The organism is Neobacillus sp. DFD-2R (assembly GCF_057747865.1).
Window position 1 is genome coordinate 1,230,918 of sequence record NZ_CM173228.1, and the last position, 23,166, is coordinate 1,254,083.

The 23,166-nt window shown below is 37.9% G+C and carries 27 protein-coding genes; 20 read left to right on the forward strand and 7 right to left on the reverse strand.

Annotated features, from left to right (window positions below):
* The first annotated feature begins 147 nt into the window (after nucleotides 1–147).
* Nucleotides 148–1,767, forward strand: a complete 1,620-nt coding sequence (locus AC3ANV_RS05915) for a putative polysaccharide biosynthesis protein (RefSeq protein ID WP_488312719.1) — start codon at nucleotides 148–150, stop codon at nucleotides 1,765–1,767.
* A 43-nt stretch (nucleotides 1,768–1,810) separates the two neighbouring features.
* Complete coding sequence (locus AC3ANV_RS05920; protein ID WP_488312720.1) at nucleotides 1,811–2,530, forward strand: pseudouridine synthase; 720 nt, start codon at nucleotides 1,811–1,813, stop codon at nucleotides 2,528–2,530.
* 43 nt (nucleotides 2,531–2,573) lie between these two features.
* Here AC3ANV_RS05920 and AC3ANV_RS05925 read toward each other — a convergent pair whose 3' ends face one another.
* Nucleotides 2,574–3,008: a Dps family protein gene (locus AC3ANV_RS05925; RefSeq protein WP_488312721.1), complete on the reverse strand. Its 435-nt coding sequence runs from the start codon at nucleotides 3,006–3,008 to the stop codon at nucleotides 2,574–2,576.
* Between the two features lie 191 nt (nucleotides 3,009–3,199).
* A complete protein-coding gene (locus tag AC3ANV_RS05930) occupies nucleotides 3,200–3,655 on the reverse strand; it encodes an SgcJ/EcaC family oxidoreductase (RefSeq protein WP_488312722.1) in 456 nt (151 codons plus the stop codon).
* Between the two features lie 155 nt (nucleotides 3,656–3,810).
* Here AC3ANV_RS05930 and speD point away from each other — a divergent pair, with 155 nt between their 5' ends.
* The 5 genes from speD to AC3ANV_RS05955 all read left to right on the forward strand — a co-directional run bounded on the left by speD (nucleotide 3,811) and on the right by AC3ANV_RS05955 (nucleotide 6,915).
* Complete coding sequence (gene speD / locus AC3ANV_RS05935; RefSeq protein ID WP_488312723.1) at nucleotides 3,811–4,620, forward strand: adenosylmethionine decarboxylase; 810 nt, start codon at nucleotides 3,811–3,813, stop codon at nucleotides 4,618–4,620.
* 334 nt (nucleotides 4,621–4,954) lie between these two features.
* On the forward strand, nucleotides 4,955–5,692 hold the full coding sequence (pyrH, locus tag AC3ANV_RS05940; RefSeq protein WP_488312724.1) for a UMP kinase: 738 nt from the start codon (nucleotides 4,955–4,957) through the stop codon (nucleotides 5,690–5,692).
* Nucleotides 5,693–5,848: 156 nt separating this feature from the next.
* A complete protein-coding gene (locus tag AC3ANV_RS05945; RefSeq protein ID WP_488312725.1) occupies nucleotides 5,849–6,271 on the forward strand; it encodes an SRPBCC family protein in 423 nt (140 codons plus the stop codon).
* Nucleotides 6,272–6,649, forward strand: coding sequence for an ArsR/SmtB family transcription factor (locus AC3ANV_RS05950; RefSeq protein WP_488312726.1), 378 nt, complete (start codon nucleotides 6,272–6,274; stop codon nucleotides 6,647–6,649).
* A gap of 137 nt (nucleotides 6,650–6,786) precedes the next feature.
* A complete protein-coding gene (locus tag AC3ANV_RS05955; protein WP_488312727.1) occupies nucleotides 6,787–6,915 on the forward strand; it encodes a hypothetical protein in 129 nt (42 codons plus the stop codon).
* A gap of 44 nt (nucleotides 6,916–6,959) precedes the next feature.
* On the opposite strand, the gene AC3ANV_RS05960 is transcribed toward AC3ANV_RS05955, so the two are convergent.
* The gene (locus tag AC3ANV_RS05960; RefSeq protein WP_488312728.1) at nucleotides 6,960–8,297 is read right to left on the reverse strand and encodes an amino acid permease; all 1,338 of its coding nucleotides are present in this window, start codon (nucleotides 8,295–8,297) and stop codon (nucleotides 6,960–6,962) included.
* Nucleotides 8,298–8,532: 235 nt separating this feature from the next.
* Nucleotides 8,533–8,754 (reverse strand): DeoR family transcriptional regulator, encoded by a 222-nt coding sequence (locus tag AC3ANV_RS05965; RefSeq protein ID WP_071358441.1) that lies wholly within the window; start codon nucleotides 8,752–8,754, stop codon nucleotides 8,533–8,535.
* 452 nt (nucleotides 8,755–9,206) lie between these two features.
* Here AC3ANV_RS05965 and pepV point away from each other — a divergent pair, with 452 nt between their 5' ends.
* On the forward strand, nucleotides 9,207–10,628 hold the full coding sequence (gene pepV, locus AC3ANV_RS05970; protein WP_488312729.1) for a dipeptidase PepV: 1,422 nt from the start codon (nucleotides 9,207–9,209) through the stop codon (nucleotides 10,626–10,628).
* A 24-nt stretch (nucleotides 10,629–10,652) separates the two neighbouring features.
* Nucleotides 10,653–11,525 carry a D-amino-acid transaminase gene (gene dat, locus AC3ANV_RS05975; RefSeq protein WP_488312730.1) on the forward strand — a complete coding sequence of 291 codons (873 nt, stop codon included), beginning with the start codon at nucleotides 10,653–10,655 and terminating at the stop codon, nucleotides 11,523–11,525.
* A 132-nt stretch (nucleotides 11,526–11,657) separates the two neighbouring features.
* Here the strand turns inward: dat and cysK are convergent, their stop codons facing one another.
* Entirely contained in the window at nucleotides 11,658–12,590 is a 933-nt protein-coding gene (gene cysK / locus AC3ANV_RS05980) for a cysteine synthase A (RefSeq protein ID WP_488312731.1), read from the reverse strand.
* Nucleotides 12,591–12,744: 154 nt separating this feature from the next.
* On the opposite strand from cysK, the gene thpR reads away from it, so the two are divergent.
* The 5 genes from thpR to AC3ANV_RS06005 all read left to right on the forward strand — a co-directional run bounded on the left by thpR (nucleotide 12,745) and on the right by AC3ANV_RS06005 (nucleotide 17,447).
* Nucleotides 12,745–13,311, forward strand: a complete 567-nt coding sequence (gene thpR, locus AC3ANV_RS05985; protein WP_488312732.1) for an RNA 2',3'-cyclic phosphodiesterase — start codon at nucleotides 12,745–12,747, stop codon at nucleotides 13,309–13,311.
* Between the two features lie 34 nt (nucleotides 13,312–13,345).
* A complete protein-coding gene (locus AC3ANV_RS05990; RefSeq protein WP_488312733.1) occupies nucleotides 13,346–13,534 on the forward strand; it encodes a diacylglycerol kinase family protein in 189 nt (62 codons plus the stop codon).
* A gap of 23 nt (nucleotides 13,535–13,557) precedes the next feature.
* Entirely contained in the window at nucleotides 13,558–14,328 is a 771-nt protein-coding gene (locus tag AC3ANV_RS05995) for a diacylglycerol/lipid kinase family protein (protein ID WP_488312734.1), read from the forward strand.
* Nucleotides 14,315–16,459 carry a type I pullulanase gene (gene pulA / locus AC3ANV_RS06000; protein WP_488312735.1) on the forward strand — a complete coding sequence of 715 codons (2,145 nt, stop codon included), beginning with the start codon at nucleotides 14,315–14,317 and terminating at the stop codon, nucleotides 16,457–16,459. The genes AC3ANV_RS05995 and pulA overlap by 14 nt, the downstream gene beginning before the upstream one ends.
* Before the next feature lie 217 nt (nucleotides 16,460–16,676).
* Nucleotides 16,677–17,447 (forward strand): phosphotransferase, encoded by a 771-nt coding sequence (locus AC3ANV_RS06005; RefSeq protein ID WP_488312736.1) that lies wholly within the window; start codon nucleotides 16,677–16,679, stop codon nucleotides 17,445–17,447.
* 3 nt (nucleotides 17,448–17,450) lie between these two features.
* Here AC3ANV_RS06005 and AC3ANV_RS06010 read toward each other — a convergent pair whose 3' ends face one another.
* Nucleotides 17,451–17,729 (reverse strand): YtzH-like family protein, encoded by a 279-nt coding sequence (locus AC3ANV_RS06010; RefSeq protein WP_488312737.1) that lies wholly within the window; start codon nucleotides 17,727–17,729, stop codon nucleotides 17,451–17,453.
* Between the two features lie 166 nt (nucleotides 17,730–17,895).
* Here AC3ANV_RS06010 and trmB point away from each other — a divergent pair, with 166 nt between their 5' ends.
* Together trmB and AC3ANV_RS06020 are read left to right on the forward strand one after the other, a co-directional pair.
* Nucleotides 17,896–18,537 carry a tRNA (guanosine(46)-N7)-methyltransferase TrmB gene (gene trmB / locus AC3ANV_RS06015; RefSeq protein WP_488312738.1) on the forward strand — a complete coding sequence of 214 codons (642 nt, stop codon included), beginning with the start codon at nucleotides 17,896–17,898 and terminating at the stop codon, nucleotides 18,535–18,537.
* 91 nt (nucleotides 18,538–18,628) lie between these two features.
* Nucleotides 18,629–19,474 (forward strand): YtnP family quorum-quenching lactonase, encoded by an 846-nt coding sequence (locus AC3ANV_RS06020; RefSeq protein ID WP_488312739.1) that lies wholly within the window; start codon nucleotides 18,629–18,631, stop codon nucleotides 19,472–19,474.
* Nucleotides 19,475–19,521: 47 nt separating this feature from the next.
* On the opposite strand, the gene AC3ANV_RS06025 is transcribed toward AC3ANV_RS06020, so the two are convergent.
* Nucleotides 19,522–19,854 (reverse strand): PepSY domain-containing protein, encoded by a 333-nt coding sequence (locus AC3ANV_RS06025; RefSeq protein WP_488314146.1) that lies wholly within the window; start codon nucleotides 19,852–19,854, stop codon nucleotides 19,522–19,524.
* Between the two features lie 185 nt (nucleotides 19,855–20,039).
* On the opposite strand from AC3ANV_RS06025, the gene AC3ANV_RS06030 reads away from it, so the two are divergent.
* From AC3ANV_RS06030 to AC3ANV_RS06045, 4 genes are all read left to right on the forward strand, one after another.
* On the forward strand, nucleotides 20,040–21,113 hold the full coding sequence (locus AC3ANV_RS06030; RefSeq protein WP_488312740.1) for a M42 family metallopeptidase: 1,074 nt from the start codon (nucleotides 20,040–20,042) through the stop codon (nucleotides 21,111–21,113).
* Between the two features lie 72 nt (nucleotides 21,114–21,185).
* The gene (locus tag AC3ANV_RS06035; RefSeq protein ID WP_488312741.1) at nucleotides 21,186–21,719 is read left to right on the forward strand and encodes a DUF84 family protein; all 534 of its coding nucleotides are present in this window, start codon (nucleotides 21,186–21,188) and stop codon (nucleotides 21,717–21,719) included.
* Between the two features lie 236 nt (nucleotides 21,720–21,955).
* Complete coding sequence (locus tag AC3ANV_RS06040) at nucleotides 21,956–22,270, forward strand: thioredoxin family protein (RefSeq protein WP_488312742.1); 315 nt, start codon at nucleotides 21,956–21,958, stop codon at nucleotides 22,268–22,270.
* A gap of 95 nt (nucleotides 22,271–22,365) precedes the next feature.
* Nucleotides 22,366–23,154 carry a DUF1444 domain-containing protein gene (locus AC3ANV_RS06045; RefSeq protein WP_488314147.1) on the forward strand — a complete coding sequence of 263 codons (789 nt, stop codon included), beginning with the start codon at nucleotides 22,366–22,368 and terminating at the stop codon, nucleotides 23,152–23,154.
* The last annotated feature ends 12 nt before the right edge of the window (nucleotides 23,155–23,166 follow it).

Below are 23,166 nucleotides of genomic sequence, written 5' to 3' on the forward strand. Positions count from 1 at the left end.
AGATAAGTCAATGATTTTTAATAAATTTAACAGGATTGTTAGTAGCGTCATAGAGAAAAGAGTTGTACACTACAATAGTGTGCAAAAAGAGTCGAATATTACATTGTGATGAAATGCACTTATTTTTCTTAAATAGGAAGGGATTTTATGGGGTCTAAGCTTTTAAGGGGAACGTTTATATTAACCGTAGGTACGATACTTTCCAAGGTTCTCGGCTTAATTTATGTTATTCCGTTCTATCAAATTGTAGGAAAACAAGGGACGGCACTATATAATTTTGGCTATGTTCCCTATACCATATTTATCAGTATCGCAACGGCAGGCGTACCGTTAGCTGTCTCGAAATTTATTTCAAAGTATAATGCTTTGGAAGAATATGCGGTCGGAAGGAAATTATTTAAATCCGGATTAGTCATCATGTTGACAACGGGAGTTGCAGCCTTCCTAATTATGTACTTTATAGCACCGATGTTGGCTGAAATGAGTATAAGCGGAAAAAAACAATCGATAAGTGTGGATGATGTAACAACGGTCATCCGTGCCGTTAGCTGGGCTTTAATCGTCGTTCCGTTTATGAGCTTAATTAGGGGATACTTTCAAGGGCATCAGTCAATGGGCCCATCAGCTGTTTCCCAAGTCGTTGAACAAATTGTTAGGGTTGCTTTTACACTTATCGGCGCATATGTTGTCTTAAAGTTTATGAGTGGAAGTATGGTCTCGGCAGTTAGTGTGGCAACTTTTGCAGCGTTTATTGGAGCAATTGGCAGTTTATTTATTTTGTTTTGGTATTGGTACAAAAGAAAACCATATTTGAATGAGCTTCTTGAACAGGATAAAGGCACGCTAAATATCTCACTAAGGGAAATCTATAAAGAGATTTTTATTTACGCCGCTCCGTTTGTATTTGTTGGGATTGCGAATCCTTTATTCCAATCAATCGACCAATTTACTTTTAGCAAGGCAATGGCTGAGATTGGGAAATCGGGACCCTACGCAACAGCCGCTTTTTCGATGTTGAATTTTGAGTCCCATAAGATTGTCATAATCCCAGTCTCCCTGGCAACAGCTTTTTCCTTAACGCTTGTGCCGAGTATTACGCAGGCATTTGTAAATCAAGATCAAAAAAGTATGAATCACCAGATAAATCAGACCTTTCAGGTTATGTTATTTTTAACCCTGCCTGCGGCAATCGGGCTTTCTTTATTGGCTGAGCCTGTTTATACCGTGTTTTATGAGCATGAAGCCCTTGGTACGCAAGTGTTAGCTGCATATGCACCTGTCGCAATCTTATTTTCCCTTTATTCGGTTACAGCTGCTATACTGCAGGGAATCAATGAACAGCGCTACACGATTTTAAGTTTGCTGGTGGGCCTTTTAATAAAATTAGCCCTCAATATTCCGCTCATTAAAATGATGGATACGAGGGGGGCCGTTCTTGCTACAGCACTAGGTTATACTGCATCGATTGTCATTAATTTGATCGTGATTAAAATTTACTCCCGCTATCAATTTCGTCTCGTTTGGCGCAGAAGCTTACTGATTTTTATTTTTGCAGGCTTAATGTGGCTGGGCACGGAGATTGTATATAAATTTTTGGCGATATTCTTATCTCCTGCATCAAGGATGCAATCGTTAATCCTTATCTTACTAAGTGCAGGAGCGGGGGCTGCTATTTATTTTTACTTAGGGCTGAAATCAGGACTTGCAGACAGGTTATTCGGTCATCGAATCGTGCGCATCAAACAAAAATTGAGATTGCCTGTTTGAATTTGTAAAATGATATCTTCTTAACTTGAAGGAGTATAATAAAATGAGAATTGATAAAATGCTTGCCAATCTTGGGTTTGGAAGCCGAAAGGAAGTTAAACAGCTTCTGAAAAGCGGTTCTGTGAAAGTGAATGATGTGGTTGTGAAGGATGCAAAACAACATGTCGACCCTAACAAAGAAACCGTCACCTTAAATGGAGAAGTTATTGAATATAAAGAATTTATCTACCTAATGATGAACAAGCCTCAAGGAGTACTTTCAGCCACTGAAGATACTGCCTGCGAAACGGTCATTGACCTATTGGAGCTTGAAGATCAGGTGTATGAACCGTTTCCTGTCGGGAGATTGGATAAGGATACGGAAGGGCTGCTGCTGATCACAAATGACGGTCAGCTGGCCCATCGATTACTTTCACCAAAAAAGCATGTACCGAAAACCTATTTTGCTGTTATTGACCGTGAAGTGACGGAGGAAGACGTGAAGGCATTTGCCCAAGGAGTTACACTGGATGACGGCTATGAAACAAAACCCGGCGAATTAAAAATCTTAAAATCCGGGATTCGTTCTGATATCGAGCTAACCATTACAGAAGGTAAATTTCATCAAGTGAAAAGAATGTTCGAAGCCGTCGGAAAAAGCGTGGTTTACCTGCAGCGAATATCGATGGGACCATTAGCCTTGGATGAGACGCTGGAGCTTGGTGAATATCGTGAATTAACTGAGGAAGAAGTAGAGTTATTGCGGGATTATCAAGTAAAATAAGCAAAAAGAAGCCTGACTTTAGGAAAGTCAGGTTTCTTTTTTATTAAGCTCCTAAAAATGCTTTAAGCATCCAGTTATGCTTGCTCAGTTTGCCGATTAATTCCAAGAACATATCACTGCTTACTTCATCATTACTTTGTTCAGCTGCTTCCATACCGGCTTTTAATTCATCAATAAGTTGAGAATAGTCCTTAACAATATCTTGTACCATTTCTTCTGCTGTTAAAACTTCAGTTGTTTCTTTAATCGTTGCAATCTGAAGATAATCTTTTAACGTTGAAATTGGTTTGCCGCCGATTATTAATAACTGTTCCGCTAATTCATCAATAGTGGTTGCTGCTTCATTGTATAACTCTTCAAATTTAGCGTGTAAGGTAAAGAATTGAGGGCCTTTCACATACCAATGAAACTGATGTAATTTTGTATATAAGACATTCCAGTTTGCGATTTGTTGATTAAATACTTGTTCTAATGTCATGTATGATTCCTCCTCTTTTCTATCTGAATTAATTATAACATATATTATTTAAAAGTAAATATTAAATAATAATTATTATAAATAAAATGAAATCCTTTTACTCACATCAATTACTTTCTCCAAAAAAATAAAAAACAGTCTAAATTCACAGGGGGGATTTAGACTGCCTTTCTAGGTAATATCATACAAGGTTATAACAAATTCTGTAGCTCTTCAGTCATATTCTCTACTAAATCCGGTCTGCCGTGAAACTGGGCAGGGGTATTTTGAAAAAGTTCAATCAGCCACTTTCCGTCTTTTTTAACAGCAACGAGAGTATGATGAGAATTCACATTAGGGTTAATTTCTGACTTCCCGGGTGGTACCATTCCGGCTATTGCTCGTAAAACAGCCCCCTCAGATCCCAAGGAGCGAACCGCGGTCACTTTTACTACATATGGGGCAGTTGGATGATGGGCAAAGATTTGCTGAAGATTGGAAAACATCTCTTCACGTCCTATGTACTGGCTTCCATCAAATCCGATCATTTCTCCCTCTTCAACAAATGGTTCCGTCATTGCATCGGCGCTGCGATTATTCCAGCCTTCTATAAACCGTTGATAAAGTTCTCTTATTTGAGTCTCATCAGATTTGAAATTTGTGTACATTTAGTGAAACCTCTCCTTAGAAAAATCTTTATTTTAATAAGTTTAAAATAGCACTAATTACAAGCAACACACAAGAATATTTAATAACCATGCATATCAATGGGTATCCTAAAAAATATTTAAGCGCGAGATAACTGTAATTAGGGGGAGCAGTCATGAAGCTAACACATGAGCAGCATATCGAATTACATGGCTTTAATAACCTGACGAAATCACTGAGTTTTAATATGTATGATGTTTGTTTCACTAGAAATAGGGAAGAGCGTGAAGCATATCTCAAGTATATTGATGAGCAATACAGTGCAGACAGATTAACCAAAATCTTAAAACATGTATCGGATATTATTGGAGCGCATGTATTAAATATCGCGAGTCAGGATTTTGAGCCGCAAGGGGCGAGCGTGACTCTTTTGGTTTCCGAAGGTCCGGTGGAAAATGCGCCATCAGAATCTTTCGAGGAATCACCGGGTCCTCTTCCGGAATCGGTTGTCATGCAATTAGATAAAAGCCATATCACTGTTCATACATATCCTGAATTCCATCCCAATGAAGGAATCAGTACCTTTAGAGCAGATATTGATGTATCAACATGCGGAGAAATTTCTCCGCTGAAGGCACTTCATTATTTAATCCGCTCGTTTGAGACAGATGTAATGACCATCGATTACAGGGTCCGTGGTTTTACAAGGGATAAATACGGTCATAAGCTATTTATTGATCACGAAATCAGCTCAATTCAAAATTACATTCCTGAGGATGTAGGAGAATTATTTGACATGATTGATGTGAATGTCTATCAAGAAAATATTTTTCACACAAAATGCAAACTCCGGGAATTTGATTTAAATAACTATTTATTTGGCTATACAAAAGAAAAATTAGATCCCGATGAATTAATTGAAATAACGGAGCGGTTAAAAATCGAAATGGATGAAATCTTTTATGGGAAAAACATTGTTCAATAGCGATCAAGAAAAAGAGCCCAAGGAAATTTGAGCTCTTTTTGTGTGTGAAAATTATTCGTTTACAAAGTAGATTTCCCCTACCGTTTTCTCCATCTAAGCAATATCCCAATGTAAAATTTCAGCAGGTTCAGAAACGTACCTCATGGATTTTTTAACTCGAAAATATTGCAAATATTTTTAATTTTCATATAATATAGAAAGAATTAAAAAAAACGTATTGGAGGGTGATGGGGATGAATAAAAGAACACCGTATCAAATCACTCCTCCGTTCACTTATTTTTTTTAGGATCAAAGCAATTTGCTTTGGTCCTTTTATTTTGAAAGGGGAATAAGATGAAAAAATATAAACGTATTTTAATAAAGCTTAGTGGAGGCGCATTGGCTGACCAGGAAGGAAATAGTTTTGGTGTGGACAATTTGGAGCATATTACGGATGAAATTATCTCATTAGTTGATTTGGGTATTGAGGCTTCGGTTGTAATCGGCGGCGGAAATATTTTTCGCGGAAACCTGGCGGAACAATGGGGAATAGACAGGGTAGAGGCAGATAATATCGGTACACTTGGAACGATTATAAATAGTTTGATGCTGCGAGGTGTATTAAAAGCTAAATTAGACAAGGAAGTTAGAGTCATGACTTCTGTTCCTGCTCCGACCGTTGCAGAACCTTATATCCGGCTAAGAGCAATCCACCATCTGGAAAAAGGGTATATCGTCATTTTTGGCGGTGGGAATGGCCAGCCGTTTGTCACAACGGATTATCCAAGTGTGCAAAGAGCGATTGAAGTGAATTGTGATGCCCTTTTTGTAGCGAAACAAGGGGTAGATGGTGTCTTTACATCTGATCCAAGAACGAATCGGAACGCAAAAATGTATAAAAATTTGCATTATAACGACGTCGTACAAAATAATATTAAAGTGATGGACCAATCAGCCTTATTACTTGCCCGGGACTATGAATTACCGGTACATGTTTTTAACTTTAATCATGTTGGGGCTATGAAGGCGATTTGTTCAGGAGAACGAATTGGGACGTTAATTAATAATGGTGCAACAGAATTGCTTATATAAGCTATGAAATAATTATTCAGCATTGGAAATAATAAAAGTCAGCTAAGCATTGCTGACTTTTTTAGTTTGACATGAAACCAAATGGTGTTATATAGTGTTATTATGAAACCAAATGGTTTCGTATATTTGAATTTAAAGAATCGAGGAGATATTCTAATGGGAAATGAAACACAGCAATTATTAGACATTAAACATACAGTAGTCGTTAATGCACCAATTACAAAAGCTTGGAATGCAGTTGCAACAGCAGAAGGGCTTTCTACCTGGTTCATGCCAAATGACTTACAGCCAATTGAAGGGCATGAGTTTCATTTAAATGCAGGGCAGTTCGGCATGTCTCCTTGTAAAGTAACCAAAGTAGATCCTCCTAACAGCCTTTCTTTTAACTGGGGAAAAGATTGGACGCTTACTTTTGAGTTAACAGAGCTTGAAGATAAAACAGAAATTACCTTGATCCATTCCGGCTGGGATGCGGACAAGGTTACCGAATTCGGTGCACCGCATACAGTGGTACGGGGTAATATGGACCAAGGATGGGCAGGTCTTGTCATAAAGTTAAAGGGATATGTTGAGGCGTAAATGGCATTATCCGCAAAGCATGATGTATTTCAAGCAATTGCTGACCCCACAAGACGTAAATTATTGAAACTTTTAAGCAATCAGGAGCTCCCTGTTACTGTTATTAGTGAGAACTTTCCGATTAGCCGGACCGCGGTTTCTAAGCACCTTCATGTGTTAGCAGATGCAGGATTGGTAAAAGAAAGGAAAGTCGGCCGAGAAACACGATACAGGCTCGAGCCGGAGCCGTTGCTGGAATTAAAAGATTGGCTGCAATTTTTTGAACTATTCTGGGAAAATAAGATGGCGGCTCTTAAACTTTTTGTTGAGTCCGATACAGTAGAGGGTTCCAATCCTCAACATCCCCTGGGAATAGTTGATCAAAAGAATACCAAATAAAAAAGCAAAAGGGAGGTTGGTTGCCTCCCTTTTGCTTTTTAAAGGATAAAGAATTCCCCTAATGAATTTTTTTTGGTTGAAGGAAACTTTTTTAGAATGGTCGAATATTATATTATTAAAATTGGGGGATGATTAAGATGAGTACGACACCTAGGATACAAAGAAAGATATTAAAATATTCAGTACTGTTTAAAATGCTTGGAATCATAAGTGACCAAGAGTTTAAGTCGATTACAAGTTATGATTATGTACATCACCATCGCTAAAACATTCAGAAATCAAAAAAAATAAGCAAGCGAAAAATCGCATGCTAATTTTTTTTGATTTTAATAAATGACAGAATGGACAGTATGATTAATGTTATCAGACATACGGACGTGCCAATTAAATTGTTAGAATTCACCATAAAACCAATAAAGATTAATGTTAGTGACACAATGGCAAAAATCGTTGTATAAGGGAACCATTTAACCTGGAAAGCCGGTATGTCCTTGTACTTTGGACGGAGCTTTAATTGTGCTGAACAAATGCTAAGCCATATGATCATAACAGTGAAACCCGGAATTGACATTAAGTAGCTAATGACTTGATTTGGAGTTAAATAGGCTAAAAAAACGCCTATCAATATACAAACGCTCGTAATAAGAATTCCGTTAAGAGGAATACCTCTTTTGGAGATAGCTTGCAGTCCTTTAGGGGCTACTCCGCTTTGAGCCATTGAAAATAGAGTTCTGGAAGTAGCGTATATACCTGAATTTGCGGCTGATAGAACAGCAGTTAAAAGAACAAAGTTCATGATATGTGCGGCAATAGGAATTCCAGTTAGGCTGAAAACCTGTACAAAAGGGCTGTTTTCTGAAGTCACTTTGTTCCAGGGCATAATTCCGCAAATAATAAGAATTGGGAAAATGTAAAAAATGATAACACGCCAGACGGCACCTTTGATGATTTTGGGCAAAACTTTCTCGGAATTTTTCGTTTCTGTAACAGCCACACCAATTAATTCAGCACCGCCATATGAAAACATAACAACTAAGAATGCGCTTAAAGTGCCACTTAATCCATGTGGGAAAAAACCGCCATGGGATGTGAAATTAGAAAAGGGGTTTTGGGTGGAACTTGGAATGATTCCGGCTAAAATTAAAATACCTAATAAAATGAATGCAATTAAAGCGAGTATTTTTATTCCTGCAAACCAAAATTCAAGCTCCCCATAATATTTTACTTGAAATAAATTTATTCCTACGATCAAAGATGCGCATAGAAAACTTAAAAGCCATAAAGGTACTGAAGGGAACCAGTATTGTAAAAAACTCCCTGATGCCAATAATTCAACAATGGTGACGATAATCCAGTTGATCCAATAGAGCCACCCCACAATAAATGATATTCGAAATCCAAATGCTTTATTGACAAGATGTTGGACATTTAAATTAGGAAATGCAATTGCCATCTCCCCTAATGCGGCCATTACGATAAATAACAATAGTCCGCCAACTAAATAGGTAAACACTACACTCGGTCCTGCAATATTCAATGTATCTGAACTTCCTTTAAAAATTCCTGTCCCGATCATCCCTGCCAATGCAATAAACTGGACATGTCTAGGCAAAAGTCCTTTTTTTAATTCTTGATGATTTTTTTCCATTTTGTTCCTACCTTTTTCTGTAAATTTATGTAAAAACACTTTTTCACTTAAACGCTTTTAAGCACTAAAGTATTATACTAATATATCATATTCTATGAAGTTGTCAAACTATCATTTAATTGTTTAAAGTGCTTCTGTGAGCGTTCAAAATTTTCAAATCAAAAAAGCACGCAATGTTTGCGTGCTTTTAAAAGCGGTTATTTCTAGGTTATTCACTATTAAATGTTTTTCAACGTTAAGATGTCATTTTTACTTTCTTTTCTGTAGTTGTCCATTTTCCGCGGCTTGGGCTTATTACCAAGTCATTATAGGCTAAGACATTTAAATCTCGTTGTATGGTGCGAGGAGTGATACCAAATTCCTCTACAAGTTCCTGCGTTGTCACAGTGCCGTTATTGCGAATAAACATGTAGATACATTTGATGCGGTTTAACATCCGGTTAGTTGAAGGTTTCAAAAAACCACTCCCTATCCTTTTTCTAAACCTATGGCTTAATCCCTCTACCGACAGCCTCTTTGAAGAATATTCTTCAATAATATGTAGTTTTCTTTTCCGCGCAGACAACTCCTTCTCATGTAGTTTTGTGGAAACTAAGAAGTCATACATCTAATTTTATTGTACCCACAATTTCTGAAAATTTCCACCATTATGCTGAAATTTACAAAATTTTCATCAAGAAATTACAAAGATAGTTCGGATTTCCTCCCTTCTGAATCGTCACCTATTATAGGTTATGGGAAATAACGTTAGGATTATGATAAGTTTTTTGAATTTTTCGTAAAATTTTTTTGTGCCTGTTTTTATGGATGAAAATTTCATCGTTTTTTTTAGAAAAATGGCAAGAAATTTGCAATAATAATATTGTCTTAAAAAATTAAGTATTAATACCACATTAGGAGGCCGATAAATTGACTACTATTAATTGGATGAGTGAAGTAGAAAAAAGAAAAGATTCACTTATTAAAGACACTCAGGAATTATTACATATCAAAAGCATTTTAGACGAAGAACATGTAACACCTGATGCACCGCTGGGAAAGGGAGTAAAAGAAGCTTTAGACTTTATGCTTAATCTTGGTCAGAAAGATGGATTCATTCCCAAAAATGTCGGGAATTTAGCAGGACATCTTGAATTCGGTGAAGGCAAGGAACTGCTTGGAATCCTGTGTCATGTTGATGTGGTTCCGGAGGGAGATGGGTGGTCAAGTGACCCATATGCAGCTGAAATTCGTGAAGGTAAAATTTTCGCACGTGGAGCGCTCGATGATAAGGGACCGACAATGGCAGCCTATTATGCAATGAAAATTGTTAAAGAGCTGGAATTACCAATAAAGAAACGAGTGCGAATGATTATTGGTACCGATGAAGAAAGTAATTGGCGTTGCGTTAAACATTATTTTGAACATGAAGAAATGCCGACTTTGGGATTTGCACCGGATGCAGATTTTCCAATCATCAATGCTGAAAAAGGGATTGCTGACTTTGATATGGTACAGAAAAAATTGGTGCAGGATGAAATCAATGCAAACGTGGATGTGATCAGCTTTGTTTCCGGTCAGAGATATAACATGGTCCCTGACTATGCCAAAGCTACACTCATCATAAAGGATAATCAATTGGACACTATCCAGGAGTTTAAAGATTTTGTGAATCATTTTGAGCTGGAAAATAGTTATCATGTTGAAAATGGAGAATTGATTTTAGAGGTAAAGGGAGTCTCTGCACATGGTATGGAACCGAAAAACGGGAAGAATGCAGGATTGTATTTAGCATTATTTCTTTCTAAGCTAAATCTAGATGAAAACGCCCTGCATTATTTCCAATTCGTTACCCGTTATTTCTTTAACGATTCCAGAGGGGTAAACCTTGGAGTAGTCTATTCGGATGCTATTTCCGGAGAATTAACCATAAATGCCGGCATCCTTTCTTATTCAAAAGAGGCAGGAGGCAGGATCGGGATGACCTGTAGATACCCGGTAACAAACAAAATGGAAGCAACGAAAGAAAAATTAGATGACCTTTTGATAAAGGAAGGGTTTGTGATAGAAAACTTTTCTGACTCTAAACCGCATCATGTGGACGAAAAGGAATTTCTCATTCAAACACTGAAGAAAGTTTATGAGGAACAGACGGGAGAAAAAGCAGAATTACTTTCCATTGGTGGAGGGACATATTCCCGTTCTCTTAAATCAGGAGTTGCTTTTGGGCCGTTATTTCCGGGAAGACCGGATATCGCCCATCAAAAGGATGAATATATGTTTATTGAAGACTTAGTTAGAGCAACGGCAATTTACGCCCAAGCTATTTATGAATTGGCTCAAGGTGAATAAGTTAACAGAGGAGAATTGGGAGAAATGAAATTTGCTATTTTAAATGGGGACCTCATTGACCGTTCGGAAGCAAAAGTTGATATTGAAGATCGCGGATACCAATTTGGCGATGGAGTTTATGAAGTTATCCGGGTCTATAATGGGAAGATGTTTACGCTTAAGGAGCATTTAAATCGGTTTGTCAGAAGTTCTGACAGATTGGGTATAGCTATTCCATATACAGCTGAACATTTAACGGAAATGCTTAAAGGGCTGATTGTAAAAAATAATCTTCAAACAGGAATCATTTATATGCAAATTACAAGGGGATCCGCACCGCGGAATCATGCTTTTCCAACAGGAAATGTCATTCCTACTCTAGTAGCTTATACAAAAGAATTGAACCGGCCTGTTGGGAATTTGAAGTCCGGTGTAACAACAATTCTTACTGAAGATATCCGTTGGCTCCGCTGTGATATAAAAAGTTTAAATTTGCTCGGTAATTTATTAGCAAAACAAAAAGCGAGTGAAAAAGGATGCTTTGAAGCTATTCAACATCGCGGTAATGAAGTAACAGAAGGAAGTTCGTCCAATATTTTTATCGTGAAAAATGGTGTCATTATCACGCATGAGTCTAATCATTTCATTTTAAAAGGAATTTCAAAAGATGTTATTTTACAGATTTGTTCCGAAAAAGGTCTCCCTGTCGAAGAGCGGACATTCAGTTTAGCAGAGCTTGAACAGGCGGATGAAGTATTCCTTTCCAGTACGACGGCTGAGGTAATGCCGATTGTTGAAATTAATGGAAACAAAATAAACGGTGGTGCAGTTGGTCCCCTCACAAGAAAACTGCAGGAATTGTTTGATCAGGAAATAGAAAAACAATGCGGAAACCTTGTTGATAAGATCGTTTTTTAATGGAAACAGACGTGCTGGGCGGCACGTCTGTTTTTCTTAAAATGATAAGAAAGTATATTTTAACAAAGATTACTGTCTAGCTCCAGTGCCCGGCGACTAGTGTACTTCGCTAAACGGGCGCTTCCGCTTTTCTTATTCAAACTGGAACAGGTCACTTGAAAGATATCTTTCTCCTGTATCACAAGCAATGCAAACGACTACTTCGGCGGGCGATAACCGTTTGGCTACTTCTATAGCGGCAAAGCAGGCTCCACCCGATGATGGACCGACGAGGATGCCCTCTTCACTTGCTAACCTTCTGGTAATTTCATAGGCCTCTTCATCCTTTATTTGATGAATTTCATCGTATACATCTTGATTCAGTATTTCAGGAATAAACCCGGGACTTGTCCCTACAAGCTTGTGCTTGCCAGGCTTTCCGCCTGATAAAACAGGTGAACCTTTTGGTTCTACTACATGGACGGTTAAATTTTTATAATGTTCTTTCAGCGTTTCACCTGTACCGGTAATGGTTCCTCCTGTACCGGCTGTTGCAACAAAAGCAGAAAGCGGCTTTCCGATTTCCTGCATTGCTTCGATAATTTCAAGTGCTGTCGAATAACGGTGGGCATCAGGGTTTGCTTTGTTTTCAAACTGCATTGGGATAAAGCTATTGGGAATTTCTTTGGCTAATTCCTGTGCTTTTTTTATCGCTCCGGGCATTTTTTCATCCCCGGGAGTAAGCACAACCTCTGCACCATATGCTTTTAATATATTAATTCTCTCCGGTGTCATTGTATCAGGCATTATGATCACTGATTTATAGCCGCGTACAGCAGCATTCATGGCAATTCCGATTCCGGTGTTTCCACTGGTCGGCTCAATGATAGTTGAACCTTCCTTAAGGTAGCCGGCTTTTTCCGCTTCGATAATCATGTTAAAAGCTGCCCGATCTTTTACACTTTTGCTTGGGTTAAAAAACTCCAGCTTTAAGTAAACAGAGGCTCCTCCTTTAGGAGCTAATCGATTGAGTTTAATTAATGGTGTTTCCCCAATCAATTCGGCAATATTGTTTACAACCTTCATTGTTTGCCTTCCTTTCATGGATTAAATTTTTTTCTCCTCTTTATTATCATAAATAAAATCCTTAATGAAGTAAAAAATATCGGATAACTGTTCACGGCAAATTAGATACAAATTGGGTAAAATAGCTTAAAATTAAGTAAAGGAATGAAAAGCCATGGAACATCAAACACATTTTTTCTTTGCTGTTAAAATCCCTGAAGAAACAAAATTAATCATGAAGGACCATTGTGAAAAATTGAAGGTTGCCTTTCCTTTTAGCCGATGGGTACACTATCAGGATTTGCATATAACTTTGGCTTTCTTGGGCTTTGCTCCACCAGAAAAACTAAGTGACGCTGAAAAAAACGTAAAAGAGGCCTTAACTCATTCAGAGTCTCTAAAGCTGCAAATTAATAAGCTTGGAATTTTTGGGAAAACAGATTCGCCACGTATTTTTTGGGCGGATACATTGGAAAATGCACAGCTGCAGCAAGTGAGAAAAAAGGTGTTTTCGGCATGTGAGAAGGCAGGATTCCAGCTTGAAACCAGGCCGTTTCGACCGCATATTACCCTTGCAAGAAAGTGGGTAGGTGAAGATCCTTTTGAAACGCAGCTCCTTGCTTTGTGGCAGGAAATTCAGCCGGAACCTCTGGCTTTTGAAGCAACTGAGGTAGTTCTATACCAAACACATCTTAATAAATTGCCAAAATACGAAGTGAAAACAGTATTTCCTTTAATTTAACGAAAAAAGAATTTTCAGGTTAAAGGTTGGTTGTATGGAACAAATCTACTTTATTATTAATCCTAAAGCGGGAAACGGAAACTGTTTAAAAATATGGAAAAGGCTCGAGCCAAAACTGAAGAATAAAAATATCTCTTATATGGCTTTTTTTACTGAGTATCCCGGTCATGCTAAAAGTATTGCCGTCACAATTGCAGCGCGGGACCTTGAAAAAAAATACTAATTGCTGTCGGCGGTGACGGAACTATGCATGAAGTGATGAATGGAATGGTAAAATATAAAAATATCATTCTTGGATTTATACCAGGCGGCTCAGGTAACGATTTTTCCCGGGGATTTCAAATTCCTTTTGACCCGGAAATGGCATTAAAGGTAATCCTCCGGCTTATGAAAAAAGACGTATCATTAATTGATATCGGGAAAATTACGATGCAAGATCAAACAAACTATTACTTTATAAACAATATGGGCGCCGGATTTGATGCTTTAATATCAAATGAAGTGAATCAATCCCCAATGAAAGCCTTATTTAATAATCTTTCATTGGGACGGTTGATTTATCTCTATTTTCTTTTGAAAAAACTATTTACTTATAAATGCACAACAATTGATTTATCAATTGACGGGAAAAAGCATATATTTGAACATACATGGTTTGTTACCGTTTCTAATCAACCTTACTACGGCGGGGGCATGAAAATTGCACCCGGGTCAGAGCCGGATGATGGGATTTTCGATATAACAGTAGTTCATCAGCTTACAAGGTTGAAGCTCTTATTTGTCTTTATTAGTGTTTTTTGGGGTAAGCATATCCATTTCAAAGAAGTTAAAACCATAAAAGGAAGCTTTGTTTCAATACAATCTAACTCTCCTTTATATGTACATGCAGATGGAGAGTTTATCGGATGTACTCCAATAACTATATATCTTCAATCCAAGGCAGTAAAAGTGTTAACGAGAAGACGAAGTAAGGAAGAAGCTAGTCTGAAAGAGAGGGACTCGAATGATTTCAACTGAACGAAATTTCTTTGCCTATTTGGATGAGATGAACATCATTACGATTCTTCTTCCGCTTTCCTATCATCAGGGATTGTCATCTTCTTTCTCGATCACAAGTGATTGTCAGACATTTCCTTTGAAAATCATGGGGAAGAGTCAAATCGAAAGCAATAATAAATATACATGTCAGCTAGCAGAGGAAATTTCTTTTGGTAAACCATATTGGATCATTGATGAGCATGGCGGAAAAACAGATCTTCAAATAGGGGCAGTGATCCGAACAGATGCTTTTGATGAAAAATTTTATTATGACGGGGATGATCTTGGTGTTCGGTATGAAAACAATCAAACCCTCATTAAGCTTTGGGCCCCGACAGCTACTCAAGTTAAGTTAAAATTACGTCCGCCAGCTACCTTCTTTTCTGAAATTGTAAAGATGAAACGGGAGGAAAAGGGAATTTGGTCAGCTGTTGTTACCAAGGATTTAGATAACTATCAATATACTTACCTTGTTCTTGTGAATCAGGAGTGGCGTGAGGCGGTAGATCCCTATGCAACGGCTGTAACGGCCAATGGTGAGTTGGGAGTTATTGTGAGACTTGATAAAACCAATAGGCCGAAACCTGCTTTTCCGGCATTGGAAAACCCTGTTGATGCTATTATTTATGAAACACATATTAGGGACTTTACGATTCATCAAAATAGCGGAGTAAAAAATAAGGGGCTATATTTAGGGGCGGGAGAGTTAAATACACTGGGTCGGGATGGTGAGGCCACAGGATTATCGTACCTAAAGGAGTTAGGCATCACCCATATTGAATTTCTCCCTTTTAATGATTTTGCAGGTGTGGATGAATTGGAACGAAGTAAGGATTATAACTGGGGCTATAACCCACTCCATTTTAATGCTCCCGATGGCAGTTATTCTACTAATCCTTCTAACCCCTATTCCAGAATTAAAGAATTAAAGCAATTAATTGATAATATCCATAGTGCAGGACTCAGAGTAATTATGGACGTGGTCTTTAATCATGTCTATATTCGGGAAGAATCCTCTTTTGAAAAAATAGTTCCAGGTTATTACTTCCGCCATAATGAGTTTGGTTTGCCATCGAACGGGACGGGTGTGGGCAATGATATTGCATCTGAAAGGAAAATGGTCAGAAAATTCATCGTTGATTCCATCAGCTTTTGGATAAAAGAATATCATATCGATGGATTTCGTTTTGATTTAATGGGGATCTTGGATGTTAAGACAATGTCTGAGGTGAGAGAGGCTTGTGAAAGTCTGCAAAAGGGTACACTGCTTATTGGTGAGGGATGGAATCTTAACACCCCGCTGCCTATTGAGCAAAAGGCGATTATTCGTAATCAGTCGAAGATGCCTACAATAGCCCAATTTAATGATAAATTTAGGGATACGATTAAAGGCAGTACCTTTAATATATTTGAAAAAGGATATGCCTTAGGAAATGCGCATTACTATGAGGCTGCCTGCGAGATGCTGTCCGGCAGTATCGGTTTTAAAAGACCGGAAAATGGTCTATTTAATGAGCCATACCAATCCGTTAATTATATCGAATGCCATGATAACCATACGATGTGGGATAAACTCATCTCATGTCATCATGATGCGGACGATTTCTTGCGAATGAGCTATCACCGTCTGGCCACAGGAATCGTTATATTGTCACAAGGAATCCCCTTTCTTCACAGCGGTCAAGAGTTCTTTCGAACAAAACAAGGGGATGGAAACAGCTATCGGTCACCGGATTTTATTAATCAACTTGATTGGGATCGAAAATGTCGTTACGAAGAAAATATAAATTACATCAAAGGGCTAATTGCGATACGGAAAGCGTTATCCTGTTTTCGGATGAGGTCTGCAGCGGAAATCCGTACCAATATGCAGCTTTTATCCAACAGTGAGTCCATTTTAGGTTTTTTATATCAGAATAAAGATAGTGATTTCAATGAAGTAGTGGTTTTGATTAACCCTTTTCCGGAGAAGCATACGATTTCAATTCCAGAGGGAAAATGGATGATTCTCGCGGACCATCTTCATTCTGGAAATTATTCCAAAAGGGTTGTGGCCGGAGGGAAAGTCACGATAGAACCAGTTTGTCTTAATGTTTTAGCAAAAAAATAGTTTCTTCAGATGTACTTGACTAAAAAAGCATATAGGAGATAAAATTTATAAAGATGGCTATTGTGCAATGGTTTCAATAGCTTTTTTTATTTTTTTAAAATAAAAGCTGTTGAAATGATTGCGATATATAAAACCTTCCAGCAGCTAGAGACTACCTCTGTAAATTGATGGGAGACTAAAAGCCCATTAGAACGGCATAAATTGAAGGTGAACAATTTTGGAACATATATTAGGACAAGAATGGGAAATTGTCCCTGCGGGAGGCGCAACCGGGGAAGCCTTTTATGCAAGGTATGAAGATCAAAGGCTTTTTTTAAAGCGCAATTCTTCTCCATTCCTAGCAGTATTATCAGCAGAAGGCATCGTCCCAAAGCTTGTTTGGACGAAACGATTGGAAAATGGAGACGTAATAACTGCACAACAATGGCTTACCGGCAGAGAGCTTAAACCGTCTGAGATGAATCAGGAGCTTGTCGCAAAGCTTCTTAAGAAAATTCATTGCTCAGAGCCAATGCTCGGAATGTTAAGTCGGCTAGAAAAATCACCATTACATCCTAACACTATTTTTCAAACTGTAGAAGATGAATTGGATGATGAAGTTCTTTCGTTACCGGAAGTCCAAAAAACAATCAACTTTTTGAAAAAAGAAGCGGTAAATGTTTTTTCTGAAGAAATGGTCGTTTGCCATGGTGATGTCAATCATAACAACTGGCTGCTTGCTGAAGACAACCAGTTGTATTTAATTGATTGGGACGGAGCAATGATTGCAGACCCGGCGATAGATTTAGGATTACTTCTTTACTGGTACATTCCTGAGGAAAACTGGGAAGCTTGGCTTGCCATGTATGGAAAAAAATTGACCGACCATTTAAGATTAAGAATGAAGTGGTATGTGGCACTGCAAACTTTATCGTCGATTCAATGGCATAAAAACAAAAATCGCCTGCAGGAAATGGATAAATGGATTGAGTTCTTAAATGGAATTTAACCTTTAAGAAAACTGGTCAATATTGCTGACCCAATCTGATAAGTTTTCCTGGTTGGAAAGTATGTGCTGATCTAAATCGGCAGTTCCGGCACCATGCTGGCTATATTCATATACCTCCTGCAAAATATTTTTGACATTTTGATCAACCTGTGCATTTACCATAAGGGATTTTACTAAGCGTTCCAATTGTTCACATTCTGCTACCGATCCGCAACAATCAGTTTGATGATTGTTTAATATATCTTTAAGTAATGTAACTTGGTCCTGATGACTTAATGGCATGAAAGCACACCCTCTCAAGTGAATATAAAAAAGAATTCACAGTTAGGTTGTGAATTCTTTTTTTGTTTATTCATTTTTTAAAATTGTATTTTTAACATTAATGGCTTGCAAGTGTTTAGTTAGAATGTTATGTTTTGAACGATATTATTTTTTTAGGAGTGTCAAAATGCGACTTAGGAATAAACCTTATGCGAAGGATAAAATAGAGCAGCATCCCCAATATATAGTAGCGAACCCTGAACAGTATAAAGGCAAATGGAGTGAAGTATTTAATACCGATCAGCCTCTTCATATTGAAGTTGGTACAGGAAAAGGCCGTTTCGTTACTGAAATGGCAAAAGCCAATCCGCATATAAATTATATGGGTATTGAGCTATACGATAGCGTCATCGTCGCAGCACTGGATCGGTTAATTGAGGTTGATTTGCCTAATTTAAAGCTGTTAAATGTAAATGCGGGTGATTTAGAAAAATACTTTGAGAAAAATGATGTGGACAGGGTTTATTTAAATTTTTCTGACCCATGGCCAAAGGTTCGGCATGAAAAAAGGCGTTTAACCTATAAGGATTTTCTAAAACTTTATGAAAATATTTTGGTTGATGGCGGCGAAATTCACTTTAAAACGGATAACCAAGGCTTATTTGAATATTCTTTAATGAGCTTTTCTGAGTATGGATTATTATTGAAATATGTTAGCCTTGATCTTCATAAAAGTGATTACCAAGGAAACATCATGACAGAATATGAACAGAAATTTTCTGAAATGGGCAACCGTATCTACCGGTGCGAAGTAAAATATCAAAATTAATTCCTTGGGCAGTTCATTACTTGAGCTGTCCTTTTTTATTTTTAATAATTTTTTACCAATGATAAAATAAAGATAAGGGGTGAGGAAGTACATGGAAACGTTGCAAATAGGAAATGTTTCACTGACCTGGTTGTCCGGAGGAGTGACAAACTTGGATGGAGGCGCCATGTTTGGTGTTGTTCCGAAAGGTCTATGGTCCAAAAAGTATCCGCATAATGAAAAGAACCAAATTGAATTACCTACAGACCCAATTTTAATTCAAATGGATGGGAAAACTTTTTTGGTTGAATCCGGAATCGGGAAAGGGAAATTGACTGAAAAACAATTAAGAAACTATGGCGTTACGAAGGAATCAGAATTAGAAGCATCTCTGGAGAAACTTGGGCTAAATCCGGAAAAAATTGATTATGTACTGATGACACATCTTCATTTTGATCATGCTTGTGGGTTAACCCGTCTTGAAGGAGGAAAATATGTTTCAACCTTCCCGAATGCCCAAATAATTACTTCTCAAATTGAATGGGATGAAATGAGAAACCCAAATATCCGTTCAAAAAATACATACTGGAAAGAAAATTGGGAAGCGATTGAAAATCAGGTTGTCATTTTTGCGGAATCATGGAACATGGGGCCAATTAGTATGTTTCATACCGGCGGACATAGTGATGGCCATTCGATTATAATTATCGAAGACGGCGGAGAGATGGCCATTCACATGGCAGATCTTATGCCGACTCATGCTCATCAAAATAGTTTATGGGTCATGGCGTATGATGATTACCCAATGGACTCCATTGCGGCAAAAGAAAAATGGGTTCCGAATGCATTAAAGAGTAACGCTTGGTTTACATTTTATCATGATGCTTTTTATCGGGCTGTAAAATGGGGAGAAGACGGCCAAATAGTGGAAAGTATAAAAAGACTGGGACAATCATAACTATTAAAAGAGAGCCGCAGCAATAGAAAAACGGCTCTCCTTTAGGGTTATGATGAAGCAAGTTTATTATTTAACCGTCGCAAATCTAACAGTGTTCCTGTAGAGGCATCTGCAATAAATTCATATTGTTCATTTTCACCATTGTTGGTTTTGGAAATGCCACCCTTATAAACATTATAACGAATTTGTTGTTTTTCAAACGGTTCGGCTTCCATATGGATCCACGAACCGCTAATAGGACCATTTTGTTTAAGCTGTTTTTTTACATGCTCCAAAACTTTTTCCGGTGATACAACCGATTTAGTTGAAATGATTTCCTTAACGGCATAACCGCCGATTACACCAACTGTTGCACCAAGGATAAATGATTTCCAGTTCATCATAGACCTCCAAAATATTTATTTGGAAAGAAGAGTAATCACCTGAATCTCTTTTTAGTATATCGTATTTGAAGAGGGGAAGATATGATTACATGATCCAATGAATTGTTGGTAAGAGGCTCGAAATATCGGTAAAATTAATTTATACATAAAGCTTTTAGAAAACTAACCAAAGGAGCCTGAAAATGAACGAGCAAACCATAAAGCTTTTCCAAACCTTAACGGAGCTCCCCGGAGCTCCCGGGAATGAGCATTTAGTAAGAAAATTCATGCGGGAACAATTGTCTCAATATACTGACGAAATTGTCCAGGATAAACTGGGCAGTATTTTTGGTGTAAGAAAAGGTACAGAGAATGGACCAACAGTCATGGTGGCAGGACATATGGATGAAGTAGGTTTTATGGTTACAGCCATCACAGATAATGGAATGCTTCGTTTTCAACCGCTTGGAGGGTGGTGGAGCCAAGTTCTTTTAGCACAGCGTGTCCAAATTATGACTAAAAATGGTCCTGTTATTGGTGTTGTGGGCAGCATCCCGCCACATCTTCTTGATGAAGCAAAGCGAAGCAAGCCAATGGAAATTTCAAATATGCTTATTGATATTGGCGCAGATAACCGCAAGGATGCAGAGCGGATTGGAGTTAAGCCCGGTCAAGCTATTTTACCGATTTGCCCATTTACTCCGATGGCCAATGAAAAGAAAATTTTGGCGAAAGCATGGGATAATCGCTACGGCTGCGGTTTAGCGATCGAGCTGATGCAAGAATTAAAAGATGATACATTGCCAAACATCCTTTATTCGGGTGCTACTGTTCAAGAAGAAGTGGGATTACGCGGTGCCCAAACTGCTGCCAATATGATTAAACCCGATATCTTTTTTGCCCTTGATGCCAGCCCTGCAAATGATATGTCAGGAAGTAAAACTGAATTTGGCCAACTGGGTAAAGGAGCTTTATTGCGTATTCTTGATAAATCGATGGTAACCCATCGCGGAATGAAAGAATTTGTTCTTGATACAGCTGAATCTCATAAAATTCCCTATCAATACTTTGTATCACAGGGAGGAACAGATGCAGGACGCGTTCACCTTTCAAATGAAGGTGTTCCCAGTGCCGTAATCGGTATTTGTTCACGTTATATTCATACTCATGCATCTATTGTTCATATTGATGATTATGCTGCTGCAAAAGAATTAGTAGTCAAGCTTGTTAAAGCATGCGATAAATCAACTGTAGATTCAATCAAAGCAAATTGCTAAATAAAATATTTTCTTTGGAGGCATTAGAAGATGCCTCTTTTATCTGTTCAAAGAAGGAGATTAAAAAATAAAATGAAAATAATCATAGGATCAAAAAATCCGGCAAAAATTAACGCTGTGAGGAATGTCCTGCCCGAAAGGAACATTGAGTTCATTTCCTTAGATATTCCTTCAGGGGTTAACCTGCAGCCGTTTTCAGACGAAGAAACGATTAATGGAGCTGTGAATCGTGCTGTGGGAGCTTTAAGACATGGGGATGGTGATATTGGAATCGGGCTCGAAGGCGGGGTGCAAGAAACGAAACTAGGAATGTTGATTTGTAACTGGGGTGCTCTTGCCTCAAATGATTTTGAGCCGATTATTGCCGGGGGAGCTAGATTTCTTCTTCCCGAGGAAGTCGCAATAAGATTAAGAGCAGGAGAAGAGCTTGGTCCTGTAATGGATGATTATGCCAAACTGCAAAATGTCCGGAAACACGAAGGTGCTGTCGGCATTTTTACAAATGGCCTGATTAACCGGGTAGATATGTTCACCCATCTTATGAACATCCTGATCGGCCAATATCAATATAAAAAAAATCTCTTAAAAATCAGCGAAAACGAATAGTTTGCAAAGTGAAGCTAAATTGTTGAGGAAAATTGCTTATTCTGTTAAAAGTATAAAATAAGAGGGATTTCTATCCTTCGTATCCCGATTGCATTTTACCGAATTTGGGAACGATAAAGGGGCTCCACATAATATATGTTGCAAATAATTGGACTGCAAAGCAGTACGATTGATATGATTTTAGTGGAAGTGATATAATCCAACCTACAGAATCAATTTAAACGGGGGTATGGAAATTGAAAAATTTAGAATCCATGGAGCAATTTGAGCATCTACGAGATCAAGGGAAAACAATCTTTATGTTTTCAGCTGGCTGGTGTCCGGATTGTCGAATTATTGAGCCGGTTCTTCCTGAAATAGAAGCCAAATTTAAAGAGTACACATTCATCCATGTAGATCGGGATCAATTTATCGATTTATGCCAACAATTAGATGTGTATGGCATACCTAGCTTTATCGGGTTTGAAAATGGAAAAGAACTGGGCCGTTTTGTAAGTAAGGATCGAAAAACTCAAGAAGAAATCGAAGGATTTATTTCAGGGTTGAAATAATTCAGCAATTTATTCCTCCATCTCCTTTTGAGATGGAGGTTTTTAATGTAATATAGAATATACAGCTCCTAAAGTGGAGGGGATTTAAGATGAAAATGACTAGCAATCAAATGAAAAAGGAATTAGAATCACGGCTGGCAAGAGTTGACCGTGCCATTTCTTATGATCGTGAGAAGGATGTTTTTAGAATTGAAAATAAATCTACCGGTAAAGGGATTTCAATTTCATTGTCAGGTCTTGTAGCCAAATGGCATATTGAAAAAGAAAAAGCCATCGATGAGGTCGTTTATTATGTGGAAGAAGGGCTTAATGCCATGGAGGATCCAATCCGGTTAAGCGATCATGAGAAAAATGTCTTTCCCGTTATTCGCTCTGCTTCTTTTCCTACTGAGGCAGAAGAAGGGATTCCATTTTTAATTGATGAGCATACAGCTGAAACAAAAATCTACTATGCTGTGGATATGGGGAAAACCTATCGCTTAATCGATTCACGCGTGTTGGAAAAGGAAGGTTGGGAAGCAAGCAGAATAAGGGAAATTGCTCTATTTAATGTAAGATCACTTTCCACGCCATTAAAGGAAGATCAAGTGAGGGGTAATTTGTTTTATTTTCTAAACACTAATGATGGATATGATGCCAGCCGTATTTTAAATAAAGGCTTTTTGAATGAGATGAAGAAGCGAATAACCGGTACCATGGTTATTGCGGTTCCGCATCAAGATGTTTTGATCATTGCGGATATCCGAAATAACACAGGCTATGATGTTTTAGCACAAATGGCGATGAGTTTTTTTGCAAATGGTCGTGTTCCGATTACAGCATTGTCTTTTATTTACGAACATGGGGAATTGGAGCCGATTTTTATTTTAGGGAAAAACAAGTAGTGAGAATGGAAG

Bases quoted from the DNA above. Each gene is read 5' to 3' on its own strand.
- AC3ANV_RS05915 (WP_488312719.1), top strand. From the start codon at position 148: ATGGGGTCTAAGCTTTTAAGGGGAACGTTTATATTAACCGTAGGTACG.
- AC3ANV_RS05920 (WP_488312720.1), top strand. From the start codon at position 1,811: ATGAGAATTGATAAAATGCTTGCCAATCTTGGGTTTGGAAGCCGAAAG.
- AC3ANV_RS05925 (WP_488312721.1), bottom strand. From the start codon at position 3,008: ATGACATTAGAACAAGTATTTAATCAACAAATCGCAAACTGGAATGTC.
- AC3ANV_RS05930 (WP_488312722.1), bottom strand. From the start codon at position 3,655: ATGTACACAAATTTCAAATCTGATGAGACTCAAATAAGAGAACTTTAT.
- speD (WP_488312723.1), top strand. From the start codon at position 3,811: ATGAAGCTAACACATGAGCAGCATATCGAATTACATGGCTTTAATAAC.
- pyrH (WP_488312724.1), top strand. From the start codon at position 4,955: ATGAAAAAATATAAACGTATTTTAATAAAGCTTAGTGGAGGCGCATTG.
- AC3ANV_RS05945 (WP_488312725.1), top strand. From the start codon at position 5,849: ATGGGAAATGAAACACAGCAATTATTAGACATTAAACATACAGTAGTC.
- AC3ANV_RS05950 (WP_488312726.1), top strand. From the start codon at position 6,272: ATGGCATTATCCGCAAAGCATGATGTATTTCAAGCAATTGCTGACCCC.
- AC3ANV_RS05955 (WP_488312727.1), top strand. From the start codon at position 6,787: ATGAGTACGACACCTAGGATACAAAGAAAGATATTAAAATATTCAGTA.
- AC3ANV_RS05960 (WP_488312728.1), bottom strand. From the start codon at position 8,297: ATGGAAAAAAATCATCAAGAATTAAAAAAAGGACTTTTGCCTAGACAT.
- dat (WP_488312730.1), top strand. From the start codon at position 10,653: ATGAAATTTGCTATTTTAAATGGGGACCTCATTGACCGTTCGGAAGCA.
- cysK (WP_488312731.1), bottom strand. From the start codon at position 12,590: ATGAAGGTTGTAAACAATATTGCCGAATTGATTGGGGAAACACCATTA.
- thpR (WP_488312732.1), top strand. From the start codon at position 12,745: ATGGAACATCAAACACATTTTTTCTTTGCTGTTAAAATCCCTGAAGAA.
- AC3ANV_RS05990 (WP_488312733.1), top strand. From the start codon at position 13,346: ATGGAACAAATCTACTTTATTATTAATCCTAAAGCGGGAAACGGAAAC.
- AC3ANV_RS05995 (WP_488312734.1), top strand. From the start codon at position 13,558: ATGCATGAAGTGATGAATGGAATGGTAAAATATAAAAATATCATTCTT.
- pulA (WP_488312735.1), top strand. From the start codon at position 14,315: ATGATTTCAACTGAACGAAATTTCTTTGCCTATTTGGATGAGATGAAC.
- AC3ANV_RS06010 (WP_488312737.1), bottom strand. From the start codon at position 17,729: ATGCCATTAAGTCATCAGGACCAAGTTACATTACTTAAAGATATATTA.
- trmB (WP_488312738.1), top strand. From the start codon at position 17,896: ATGCGACTTAGGAATAAACCTTATGCGAAGGATAAAATAGAGCAGCAT.
- AC3ANV_RS06020 (WP_488312739.1), top strand. From the start codon at position 18,629: ATGGAAACGTTGCAAATAGGAAATGTTTCACTGACCTGGTTGTCCGGA.
- AC3ANV_RS06025 (WP_488314146.1), bottom strand. From the start codon at position 19,854: ATGAACTGGAAATCATTTATCCTTGGTGCAACAGTTGGTGTAATCGGC.
- AC3ANV_RS06030 (WP_488312740.1), top strand. From the start codon at position 20,040: ATGAACGAGCAAACCATAAAGCTTTTCCAAACCTTAACGGAGCTCCCC.
- AC3ANV_RS06035 (WP_488312741.1), top strand. From the start codon at position 21,186: ATGAAAATAATCATAGGATCAAAAAATCCGGCAAAAATTAACGCTGTG.
- AC3ANV_RS06045 (WP_488314147.1), top strand. From the start codon at position 22,366: ATGACTAGCAATCAAATGAAAAAGGAATTAGAATCACGGCTGGCAAGA.